Genomic DNA, 9,839 nt, shown 5'->3' with positions numbered 1-9,839 from the left:
AGATTTTACCTTGAATAAATGCTTTAGTAAATCAATATTTCGAAACGACTGAGCGTTAATAATATAAGTGCTTATTCAATATTTATTTAGATTAGCTTATTTCGCGAAAGCCCCCTCTCCCTTTAATTTTACTGAGCAATTCTATAATCAAAATTATCTTCAATAATTTTATATCCTATCTTAGCGTAAACTCCATTAGATACAGGGTTACGTTTATCTACAAAGAGACTACAGAACTCATTTCCTCTTTCTAAATATAATTTACTTAAGTTATAAACTACAGCAACTCCATAGCCCATGCCTCTCTTACTAGAATCTGAATAAACTAAACTAACAGAAATCCCCTTATTTAGCTGTCTTGTAAATGCTGCCATGGAAACTGGCACATGATTTTCATCTTCGAAAATATATATAGTTCCATTTCTAATTCTAGTTACTAATTTTTCTATAAGACCTTCTACAGCTATGTCCTCATTTAAAGCTTCTTTTCCAAACTTAATATACCAATCTATTATTAAATCTAGATCCTTCTCTGTAGCTTCACGAAAGTATCCTTTAGGTAAAGTAACTTGGTTTAGTTTTCTTAGCTCCATAACGTCCATGGCTAAACGCTCATGAAATTTACATTTTGCTTTTTCTTCATAATAGTCAATGAATTTTTCACAAACCTTTTTGCTAGAGTTAATGCCACTTATATCAATTTTATTTTCTATGAGGTAATTTACTAAAACTTTAATGGAGTCATCTACCTCTTCCTTTAAATTGTGTATTAACAAATTATATGGACTCACATTGCAGAAAATAAGTGATATTCCCTCTCTATCTTCTACACGTCCAAATAAAATATCCTTATTAATATCCTTATCTCTGTTTGTATATGCATTAAATAGTATTAACTGATTTAATGCTTCTTTCTTTAAGAGTATCTTTTCATTAATCTTTAAAAATTCCTCAACTCTATCATATATAACTACCTTCATACACTTTATAGCAAGAGCTATTAACTCTCACTAAAGTTCACCTCCTTTTATAATTCAATTACCATTCCATCATAGGTAAAGCTAATATCTTCATACTGCTTTTCTAGTTCTAAATAATCATCATAGGATTTTCCCCAATCTTCCTCAAGATGTGTCATTATAACTTTTTTAATATTATATTTATTCTTTAATTCCACTATCTCATCCATTACAAATAATTCTTCTCTTAGAGGATTGTCCTCTTCTATCTTAAAGCCACCTTTTAAGACATCACCAATCACCGTATTACCTATAATCATTACATCGGCATCTTTAAAGATTTCATTCACTGGGAAAGGTTTTACATCGCAAGGAGCATATATAAGCTTCTTATCCCCTTCTTCAAAGACGAAAACTGTGGCAGATTCAACTTTAACTAGAGTTATCTTTATTCCTTCTACTTCTATATAATCATTAACTATATGCCTTTTTATTAGATTTCTGACCTTTTCATAGTAATCAAAATATGAGCCATGTTTTGAGCGTATTGAATTTAAATCTTCCATTACATGATCCATAGCTATAACTTCTATTGGATTTTTACATTCTATTTCTTGGGAAATATTCAGCCAATTTAATCGAAGCTGTTCAAATACTCTCATTCCAAGAGTATGATCTGGATCCATATGACTATATAAAATTCTATCTATTTCTTTAATTTCTCCATAATTTAAGCTTTGAGAAATATCCTCTGGAGTGTCTATAAGCAGCTTAGCTTCTTCTAGATATAGGCTACATCCAAACCTTGAATAAGGATTTCCCTTCTTTCTTGCCTCCATACATACTCTGCAATAGCAAAGTGGCTTTGGTAGAGCGACACATCCTCCACTACCTATTATTTTAAAATTCATAGTAATCCCTCCTATTTTCTCTCTAGCTATAATTAGATTTTTTATTATATATGTTTTAATAAAATTTCTACATTAAATTTACTTGCAATCTTAGATCACATTAGGAGATATTAATGAATTTTATTTATTGAAACTTATATATCACGTATTTTTAAAATCCTTTACTATCTCCAACTCCAGATAAGGCAAGTACATTTACATCAGCTTCATAAACTATAAAGACTTTCTCATCCATAATACTTTGACTTCCTCTCCTGAAATCTTGCCATCATATTCACTAAATACTTTAAAGCCTGATTTCTCATAAGTTTTTATGGCTCTTTTATTAAATTTAGCTACTCCTAACCTTACATAATCGCCCTTATATTGATGATATTTTACTGCAAAATTAACACAAGCAGAAACAAATTCTTTTCCTAAACCTATTCCTGTTAAGTTAGGTTTTAACCCAAAACCAACCCACATTTCATAAATTACATCAGGATTATCTTTCACTGTATCCATATCAACATAACCTTCATCATCTGAATCTTCTTCAACTTCTCTAAAAAAATTTATAGCTAATTCCCCTACTAAAATTTCTTTTTCATTTAAAACTGCAAATTTACTGAAACCCCAATCTTTCTTTTCCAGTAAATCTTCTGCCTCATTACAATAATCATATATGGAATATTCATTTTCATATTTCCATTCATTAATCATTGTTTTTGCATAATTATCATTCATAGGTACAAACTTTAACTTCATATTAAAACTCCTTATTAAATCTATAAAATTTTCTCCTCATTTCAATTCAAAGATTTCTCTTAACCTCATTTATAGCTTCTTAGTTAAAAAATACTCCTTATGTCCTTTAGGGCTATCTTCTAAAATTCCAAAAACCTTATATCCATTCTTCATATAAAAGTCTGGATCTTGAAAATCGAAGGTATCTAGATGTGCTATATGACATCCTTGACTCCTTGCTGCATCCTCTGCCTCTTCTAAAAGTATTGAGCCATATCCTCTATTGCGATACTTATCATTAACCCACAATGTGTCAATATAGAAGATGTGCCAAAACACAGAGTAAGCTAATATGCCCCCTATAACTTCACCCTTTTCATTCTTAATACAACGATTTATCTTAATGTATGGCTCCTCTTGTTCAAAGGGTTCAAACAGTTTGTTATGTTCCATAAGCATTTCATCAATATAATCTATTTCTTCCTCATTAGGTATTTCTATTTTGATATTGTCTTTATTCATATATTATCTCTAGTGAGAGAGCGCATCATAAGTACCAAACTCCCACTAGAACTCACTTCCTTTCATTTTATAATCTTTTTAGTGTCTAAAAGTTATTAGTTCATTTTATAAGAATAGTGAATTTTAACTACAAATACAGATAACTTATTAATAACTTTACCGATAAGTCATTATATAAAAATAGATAAATTTTATATCAATATATTAATCCAAATAATTTGAGTTTTTAAAGTATATTTGATTGCTATAAATAAGTCCTATCCCAATCAATCTTCCATCAATATCTTCAATAGCAAATTCATAACTACCATAATCTGTTTTATGTGGTTTTGATACTATATGAACACCTTTGGAAACAAATTCTTCATAAATTATATCAACCCCACTAACTGTGTCAGTATCAATATAAGCATCATGACCTACACCATATCTTTTAGTGTTTGATTGTATTTGTCCAAACTTCGATTGTACAATTACAAACTCAATAGAATCTCTATATATTGTTGCAAAGTTGTCAATCTCATCATAATGTGCTGCAAATTTAAATCCCAGTTTTTCAACATAGAAATCTACAGTTTTTTTCACATCTTCAGATATAAAAACTGGACATACATTTGTTAGCTTAGCTTTATTATTTTCCATTAAATATCCTCCTCGTGTGATATATGGTTGTATATAATAAATTTTGATATAGTTAAATTGTTAAATAGTTTCCTATATAAATANNTATTTATATAGGAAACTATTTAGATAACTAAGAGTTTATCTTTAACTCTACATTACATAGCAATTAATTTCTTCACATTGCTTCCAATGAAACTCCTTTTCTTTGTTCAAATGAGTAAGCTCCCAGATCTAAATCTTATATTTAGATGACCCCTTAAGCTCCTTCATTTAGGAAACTGTATTGAGCCATATATAGGTTATAATAGAAGCCTTTAAGCTTTAATAATTCCTCATGAGTTCCACTTTCTACAATTTCACCATCATCTACTACCATGATTCTGTCACAGTCTCTTATGGTGGAAAGTCTATGGGCAATTACGAAGGAAGTTCTTCCATGAAGTAGCTTATTTATTCCTCTTTGAACTAGTATTTCTGTAGCTGTATCTATATTAGATGTTGCCTCGTCAAGGATAAGGATTCTTGGGTCTGCAAGTAATGCTCTTGCAAAGGATATAAGTTGTCTTTGACCTACTGAAAGTCTTGATCCTCTTTCATTAACCTCTGTGTCATATCCCTTTTCTAGCTTCATAATAAATTCGTGAGCATTCACAGCCTTAGCTGCTGCTATGATTTCTTCATCCGTTGCATCTAATTTTCCATATCTTATATTCTCTTTAATAGAAGTAGAGAACAAGAAGGTGTCTTGAAGCATTACTCCCATTTGACTTCTTAAGGAGTAGAGATTAACTTTAGAAACATTCTTGCCATCGATTAAAACTTTTCCTTCAGTGGCATCATAAAATCTACTTATTAAACTAGTTATAGTAGTTTTTCCAGCTCCTGTTGGTCCAACTAAGGCAATATTTTCACCTGGTTTTATTTTAAAGCTTACATTGCGAAGTACCTTAACATCTTTTTCATATTCAAAGGAAACATTTTTAAATTCTACTGCACCCTTGATAGTTGGCATCTCTTCTCTGCCTTCCATTTCATTAATGGTTGGTACTACATCCATAATCTCAAATATTCTCTCTGCTGCTGCAAAGTTAGTTACTAAAGTGTTATAGTATGAAGCTATATTTATAATAGGTCTCCAGAACATATTTGTATAAGATATGAATGCTATTATTGTTCCAATGGAAACTTCTCCGCTTCTAGCTAAGGTTGCTCCATACCAAAATACTATGATGGAACTAATTCCAAAGGACATATCAATAAATGACCAAAGCCAGTCATTATACTTAACAGCTGATAAAAACCCATTTCTAACTTCTCCTACAGACTTTTCAAACTTCTTTGTAGTTTCTTTTTCAAAGGTGAAATTTTGAATAATTTTTATTCCTGAAAAGGATTCATGGGTAAACCCATTTAAATTAGAACGTTTTTGTCTAAATATCTGCCATTTAGCTCTAGATTTTACCATTATTGTAGATACTACCACCATAAGAACTGGTAAAATCATTATAGAAACTAAAGCTAGTTTTGCATTCATTACAAACAATATTACTGCTATAGATATAAGCATCAATGCTTGTGGTACAACTGTAGTAACTGATTTAGAGAATAACTCTGAAAGAGAGTTCACATCTCCAACAACTCTAGCTAAAATTTTTCCTACTGGTCTATCATCAAAGAAGGAAAAAGATAGCTTTTGTATATGCACATAAAGTTCTTGTCTTATGGTGTGGAGTATACTGTGAGTTGTTTTGTTCATTTGATAGGTAGATAATTTGCTAGCATACATACTTATAACATTTATTCCTACTAATCCTAAGCTTATAACTATAAGCCCTATCACATCTTTTACTTCTATATAATTATCTATAGCGATTCTTAAAAGCATAGGGCTTAAAAGCCCTGTGCCCATTACTATAAGCATAAGAAAAAGTACTAAACTTACTTTTAATTTATAGGGCTTTAAATATTTTACTAGTCTAAGTAGTATCTCTCGCCCTTTTAAACTATTAATTTTTTCATCTTGATTAACTGAATTCTTTGCCATTCTAGCACCTTCTTTCTTCTTTAAAAGTTAGCCACATCTTCATCGGACAACTCTAAGAAATCTTTAAATTGAGTCTGATATATTTCAAAGTACTTGCCTTTTTGATCTAAAAGCTCTTGATGATTTCCTTGTTCTACAATCTTTCCATCTTCCATGTATAAAATTACATCTGCATTTTTTACAGCTGATATTCTATGAGCAATGATAAATGTAGTCTTCTTTGTTTCTCCATGATATAGATTTTTAAGTAATTGATACTCTGTTTCCATATCTAAAGCAGAAGTGGAATCATCTAAAATTAAGATTTTACTTTCTCTTAGAAGAGCTCTAGCTATGCACAATCTTTGTTTTTGACCTCCAGAGAGTCCAAGACCTCTCTCTCCAATTAAGGTGTCATAACCTTCTTTAAGTTCATCTACAAATTCCTTTGCACAAGCTAGTTCTATAGCTTTTTCTAACTCTTCTCTTGTAGCATTGTTCTTACCATATTTAAGGTTGTTTTCTACGGTGTCAGAGAACAGGAAGGAATCCTGTGGAACTATAGAAATTTTATCTCTTAATGTTTTTAGATTTAACTCCTTAATGGTTATTCCATCTAAAGTTATTTCTCCTTCTGTAATGTCATAGTTTCTTCCTAAAAGACCCATCAATGTGGACTTTCCTGAACCTGTAGTACCCATTATAGCCACTGTTGATCCTGCCTTGATATCAAGGTTTATATTCTCTAATACATTCTTTTCGTTATATCTAAAGGATACGTTTTTAAGGGATAATTCTCCCTCTATATTCCCTGGAACAATTCCATCCTTAGAATTTTCAATAGTGGTTCTAGTTTCTAATATTTTATTTATCTTTCCTGCTGAAGCCTTAGTTCTAGAGAATAGATTCATAAGCCATCCAAATTCTCTCATTGGCCAGATAAGCATCCATAAGTAACTAGTAAATGCCACCAATTGACCTACTGTAATCTTATTGTAGATTACTAAAATTCCACCTACACAGGTTACAAGTACTATAGAAAGATTTCCTAGGAACTCTTCTAATGGAAAAAACTTAATCCAGATCTTTGTATGCTCCATTTGTAAATCAAAGTTTTTAGAGTTATATCTTAAGAATTTAAGAATTTCATGTTTTTCTCTTCCAAAAGCTTTAACTAGCTTAACTCCAGCAATGTTTTCCTGTGCTGTTGTATTTAGCTCTGCAATATGATCACTTATTTTGTCATATACCTTATCAATCTTCTTTTCAGATCTTATGGTGATATATGCAATTATTGGCATAGTAGAAAGAGCTACTAAAGTTAATACTGGACTTATTCTTAGTAATAGAACTGAAGCTATAGAAAAATAAGCTATATTTTCTATTAATAATCTAAATCCGAAGCCCATAATATCCATGATATTGTCTGTATCTTCTCCAACCCTTGACATTAACTCCCCAGTATTTACTTTGTCAAAGTATGAGAATGATAGTCCTTCAATATGCTTAAATAAAGTTTCCTTAACTTCTTTAGAAATGGTAATTCCTAAATAGTCGAATAAATATTCCTTTAAGTATCCAAAGAAAAACTTTATTAATGATATGCATCCTATAAGAAATAAGATTTTATTTATAATTTCATAATTTTTACCGCGGAGTACGTCATCTATAAATATTCCAGTTATATACGGCATTGTTAAGTCTGCTGAAATTACTAGAATCATTGAAACTATAGCAAATATAGTTACCCCTAAATGATTTTTTACATAGCTCAAGATTTTTTTCACTTGAATCCCTCCTTGCAATTTGAGTTATCATAATTAACCCCTTGTATTGTCTTTTCTTTTCAATGTGCAAAACTAATATTTGCAAGCCACCTCTTAGTCATGATATTTCCTCCCTTTCGATTCCATAATCCCCATTTTTGTTAAACTCTGTTGCCTATAAATTATCTACAGATATAAGGCACTATCAAATAAATAATAGATCAGTTTTCTCGCCTATTTGCCACGAATACTGCGTCGTTAAAATCCTGTCATAGNNTCTTTGGTCTATTATTTATTTTCATGTGCCTAAAATAAAAAAGTCATAATCCTATACCTCTTGGTATATAGGATTATGACTTAAATCTTCCATATCGTGAATAATACTATGGATTACTCCTTAAGTATTAAAATTTATTTTAGGCTTATATTTATTTTTATCTAAGCAAATTTAGCTTAGTAAAAATATTAGAATTAAAAGCCTTATAAATATATAAAAAAGTCCTAGGGTTACCCTAGGACTTTTATCACAAAATAGTTTAATTAAAAATCAACTTTTTAAACCTATATTATGAGGTAGGGTAATATTTAAAGTATTTAATTGTAAAACTCTATTATTGACATCACTAATATTGCCAGTGCCAACATGGACTCTAGCATTAGCTCTAATTATATTCATTTCACTGAGTATATTCATTTCACTGATTATAAATAAATTATTTAACATATTCCTACCTCCTTCTTTAAAATTTATTTCTAATATTAATTAGTAGTTTTACTAATTTTTACTACCTTTTCATTATAAACAACTTTTATAAATATTGTCAACAACTTTTTCTAAATTTTTTGAATTTATTAAATATATTTTTTATTCAGTTAAGATTATAAAAAATAGCGACTATAAAATAGTCGCTAAAAAATTAAAGTTTTAAATTTATTATTCATAATAAATTGAGCTTTAAATTTTTCTTTAGAATATAGTTATAAGGCATCTGAAAATAAATAATAAGTCAAATAGACGAGCATTCTGACTTATTTATTTTTTGAAGATGCCTAAATTAAAATTCTCCAGCTAAATCAGTTAAAGCTTTATCACATACTCTATAAACAGTCCATTCATCCATTGGTATTGCTCCAAGTTGCTTATAGAATTTTATTGATGGTTCATTCCAATCAATACACCACCATTCAAATCTACCACAATCTCTTTCTACTGCTAGTTTAGCTAGGAAAGAAAGAAGAGCTTTTCCCATACCTTTACCTCTCATCTCAGGTCTTACATATAAATCTTCTAGATATAAACCTGGTTTACCTGTGAAAGTTGAGAAGTTGTGGAAAAATAGCGCAAAGCTTACTGGTGTACCTTCATACTCTCCAATTACTACTTGTGCTGCCTTTCTTACAAATAATGATTCCATTAGAATTTCTTCAGTAGCAACTACTTCATTTAAAAGCTTTTCATAATCTGCTAATTCCTTTATGAATCTTAGAATTAAAGGTATGTCCTTTTCTTCAGCAAATCTTAAAGTATAGTTTTCTACTTTAGTTTTTATTATTCCTTCCATGTTAAAATCCCCCTATAAATATCTTTATATTTTGAAAATTTATCTCATGCGTAGCCATTGATAAACCTTCTTCAATTATATTAACCTTTTTTATGGGAGTTTGTAAACATGAAAATCTATTATTTAAATTTAGATAAATCCCATTTACTTGTGGTAGGTCTTTCCTTTATCTCTTTAGAAATATTTTTTGTTAATAGTACAAAAGCTATAAATGATATTCCTGACACAGCAGTATATCTTCCTATATATTCTTTCTCTCTATTAATAGTTTTTTCAATCGCTATTATATATAGACCTTCATATTCTTTTTTTTCACTAGCCCTCATATATTCTAATGTGTCCTCTGCTTCTATTAACTTTACCCCAAGAAAAGCTCCATTGCCTGCAAACCATACCATCACACAAAGAAGTATAGCAACACATGCATTTTTAAGTCCACTATTAGATAATTTGTAATTAATAAGAATATTTTTTACCATATAGATTACTGATATTACTACTAATAGTATGTTTAAAACTGTTAATACAATAATCATATAATCCCTCCTAGCTTTTAATATAATTATACCATTTATGGAATGATATATATAATCAATTTATCAATAATGAGTAAATCATATGTATTAATCTATGCCACTAAAACTATCACTCCTACTTGAGACTTTTATCCTTAAATTGTCTTCATGATGAACATGTATGAAAAAGGGGCTTTTGCAAAATGTATTACTAATCTTATATAAAATATT

General features: G+C 29.7%; 10 protein-coding genes. All 10 read right to left on the bottom strand.

All coding sequences use genetic code 11. The features are described 5' to 3' along the window. Positions 1-128 precede the first annotated feature (128 nt). The 10 genes from B3W71_RS14120 to B3W71_RS14075 all read right to left on the bottom strand — a co-directional run bounded on the left by B3W71_RS14120 (position 129) and on the right by B3W71_RS14075 (position 9,629). Complete coding sequence (locus B3W71_RS14120; RefSeq protein ID WP_346889575.1) at positions 129-980, bottom strand: GNAT family N-acetyltransferase; 852 nt, start codon at positions 978-980, stop codon at positions 129-131. A gap of 47 nt (positions 981-1,027) precedes the next feature. Beyond that, positions 1,028-1,870, bottom strand: coding sequence for an MBL fold metallo-hydrolase (locus tag B3W71_RS14115; protein WP_346889574.1), 843 nt, complete (start codon positions 1,868-1,870; stop codon positions 1,028-1,030). Between the two features lie 213 nt (positions 1,871-2,083). Next, complete coding sequence (locus tag B3W71_RS14110) at positions 2,084-2,617, bottom strand: GNAT family N-acetyltransferase (protein ID WP_346889573.1); 534 nt, start codon at positions 2,615-2,617, stop codon at positions 2,084-2,086. Positions 2,618-2,686: 69 nt separating this feature from the next. Then, a complete protein-coding gene (locus B3W71_RS14105; protein WP_346889572.1) occupies positions 2,687-3,118 on the bottom strand; it encodes a GNAT family N-acetyltransferase in 432 nt (143 codons plus the stop codon). 204 nt (positions 3,119-3,322) lie between these two features. Then, a complete protein-coding gene (locus B3W71_RS14100) occupies positions 3,323-3,760 on the bottom strand; it encodes a VOC family protein (protein WP_346889571.1) in 438 nt (145 codons plus the stop codon). Between the two features lie 238 nt (positions 3,761-3,998). Further along, complete coding sequence (locus B3W71_RS14095; protein WP_346889570.1) at positions 3,999-5,786, bottom strand: ABC transporter ATP-binding protein; 1,788 nt, start codon at positions 5,784-5,786, stop codon at positions 3,999-4,001. A gap of 20 nt (positions 5,787-5,806) precedes the next feature. Then, positions 5,807-7,552, bottom strand: coding sequence for an ABC transporter ATP-binding protein (locus B3W71_RS14090; RefSeq protein WP_346889569.1), 1,746 nt, complete (start codon positions 7,550-7,552; stop codon positions 5,807-5,809). A gap of 526 nt (positions 7,553-8,078) precedes the next feature. Then, positions 8,079-8,255, bottom strand: coding sequence for a hypothetical protein (locus B3W71_RS14085; protein ID WP_346889568.1), 177 nt, complete (start codon positions 8,253-8,255; stop codon positions 8,079-8,081). Between the two features lie 331 nt (positions 8,256-8,586). Continuing rightward, positions 8,587-9,093, bottom strand: a complete 507-nt coding sequence (locus tag B3W71_RS14080) for a GNAT family N-acetyltransferase (RefSeq protein ID WP_346889567.1) — start codon at positions 9,091-9,093, stop codon at positions 8,587-8,589. A gap of 119 nt (positions 9,094-9,212) precedes the next feature. Next, complete coding sequence (locus B3W71_RS14075; protein WP_346889566.1) at positions 9,213-9,629, bottom strand: hypothetical protein; 417 nt, start codon at positions 9,627-9,629, stop codon at positions 9,213-9,215. Between the last annotated feature and the right edge of the window lie 210 nt (positions 9,630-9,839).

Origin of the sequence: Clostridium sp. UBA1056 (assembly GCA_002316385.1) — a bacterium.
Classification (GTDB): domain Bacteria; phylum Bacillota; class Clostridia; order Clostridiales; family Clostridiaceae; genus Clostridium_J.
The sequence above is the reverse complement of the archived record's forward strand: the minus strand, read 5'-3'. Positions and strand labels throughout refer to the sequence as shown.